General features: G+C 36.3%; 3 protein-coding genes. All 3 read left to right on the plus strand.

Features of this window, described 5'->3' with window-relative positions; genetic code table 11:
* The first annotated feature begins 220 nt into the window (after positions 1-220).
* The 3 genes from V7147_RS25355 (at position 221) to V7147_RS24970 (ending at position 2,193) form a co-directional block, all read left to right on the plus strand.
* Positions 221-544 (plus strand): helix-turn-helix domain-containing protein, encoded by a 324-nt coding sequence (locus V7147_RS25355; RefSeq protein ID WP_438824656.1) that lies wholly within the window; start codon positions 221-223, stop codon positions 542-544.
* Positions 545-652: 108 nt separating this feature from the next.
* Complete coding sequence (locus tag V7147_RS24965; RefSeq protein WP_335370493.1) at positions 653-1,156, plus strand: competence protein ComK; 504 nt, start codon at positions 653-655, stop codon at positions 1,154-1,156.
* A gap of 44 nt (positions 1,157-1,200) precedes the next feature.
* Positions 1,201-2,193, plus strand: a complete 993-nt coding sequence (locus V7147_RS24970; protein ID WP_335370494.1) for a DnaD domain protein — start codon at positions 1,201-1,203, stop codon at positions 2,191-2,193.
* The last annotated feature ends 99 nt before the right edge of the window (positions 2,194-2,292 follow it).

Genomic DNA, 2,292 nt, shown 5'->3' on the forward strand with positions numbered 1-2,292 from the left:
TTTGTCCACGTATCGTATAACGTGTCGTGGGCGTATCGTGAAACTATCAAAAACGGAAAGAAAAACTGCTAAGAAAACGATTTTTTATAAAAATATTTCCAAAAACAAACCTAGTAGGTGGTTTTTATAAAAATACCACCTACTAGGTTGTTCACTTTTTATTTCTTCTAGGATTTACTAGTTTTAGAGGTGATTTTATGTATGAACTAGTAGGTCAACGATTCAAAAGTTTCGAACGGAGAAAAAGTTAAAACAAGAAAGACTTGCAGAGTTAGCTGAAATTACTACGAAGCATTTAGGAGAAATTGAACGTGCCGAAACAAATGTTTCACTAGAAATTTTAGAAAGAATTTGTAACGCTCTGGAAATTTCCCCAGCACAACTATTTACACCATATGAAGAAGTGAAACATGTTAAAAACCCGCAAATTCTTTTATCGTTGATAGATTTACTTGAAAATAAGCCTATCGAAATACAGAAGGATCTATTGAAAATGATGAAGATCCTTATTAAACTACTTGAACATCGCCGTTCGAAGAAATAGGAAAAATTCGACTTCTTTCACCTTAGATTACAGCAACATCCTCTGATTATACTGCTATTTTAATAATAAAATCCCCGAAAATATCAACCTCAAAAAGGAGAGAACCACATGACCCAAATTCAAGATTTCTATGAAATTAATCCTCAAACATCGGCAATTCTGTCAGTGGCTGAATTTGAATATTCAGCTATAGTCCTTGAAGGAGATAACAGAATTTTCGTTAGACAAACACCCATACAAATCATTAAAGCAGCCTGCTTAGAAGGTGGTGCTTCCTATGAAGGAAGGCGAAAGGCTGTTATCCATTTAACTGGTGCAATTCAAAAGGTACCCATTCCAATTAACCCTCGAAGAAAGATCTACGCATTTCCCACTCATTCTCCTACTAGTTTTGAGTGCAACTGGATTTTCTTCCACCAAATCAAAACAATTACGCTTCCAAAGATTCCAAGTCCGACCAATCAATCCATTATTCATTTTAAAAATAACCAAACACTTACTTTGAATGAATCGTACTATGTTTTACAAAAACAATACCAACGTACGGCAATGTGCATCTTACAATATTCAACACCGGAACAATTGCAACCGCATTCATTAATTGGAATATAAAACGAACCCCCGAAAAAATACCCCAAAAAGGATGGCAACCACAAATGAACGAAAAATTACTACTTAATGAAAGCCCTATACCTCTTTTACCAACGCTAGCAAAGAAGATTGGACGAAGTGCAAGCGTAGTTCTTCAACAGATTCATTACTGGCTTCAACGCAGCAAAAATATCCGCCAAGGGAGAAAATGGATCTATATCACGTATGATGAATTAGCGAAGCAAATCCAGGTCTCAAATAGTACGGTTAGAAGGGCCATTTTGAAGTTAGAAAACAACGGTTTTCTTGATGCCGGCAATTTTAACAAAATGAAAATGGATCACACAAAATGGTACTCGATAAATTATGAAAAAGTAGACGAACTAAAAACGGATGATAATGAATCGCAACATGACGCAGAAGTAAAGGCCGAATTCCCTCAACCCGACCATGAAGAATCGATGTGTCCAAATGGAGCAGACGATGTGCTCAAAGTGGACAGCCCATCTGCTCAGAATGAACAGACGAAGTGTTCAAAGTGGACAGACGATGTGCCCAATATGAGCAGCGCAATACCAGAGATTTCTACAGAGATTACAACAGAGAATACATCAGAGACTTCTTCTTCAAAACACGCAGGTGAAAAAGAAAATGAAAAAGATGCATTTCAATTTTTTGAACAAAATGGATTTGGAAAAATCGGAAACTATTATCGCGGAAGAATTAATTCGTGGTGTTCTGAATTATCTAGTGAACTAGTCGTAGAAGCAATGAAACTGGCTTTAGAAAATGGATCAAACCGTTGGAACTATGTAGAGGCAGTGCTTAAAGATTGGTGTAGCAAGGGATACCAATCGATTAACGAAATACAAGATGCGCACCATATATACCAAAGACAAAAACAGCAGCGAACTCATCGAAAACCAGTCCGACAAGAATACATTCCGGAGTGGCTTCATGTTGACTACGAACCAGCCAATACGGTTTTTGATTTGGATTTTGAAGCGAAGAAACGGTTGTTTGAGGAAAGGCTTAAGTCACTTTGTAGAAGTATCTAATTTTACGTGAGTTCTTGTTTAAGGAATTTGAAATTGATTATTAAGTTTTTATCTCTTATACAACTTAACGTATTTCCTTTATCAAGTACGCTTTTAAGT

This window comes from Bacillus sp. JJ1521, from assembly GCF_036965165.1.
Classification (GTDB): Bacteria; Bacillota; Bacilli; order Bacillales; family Bacillaceae_L; genus Ferdinandcohnia.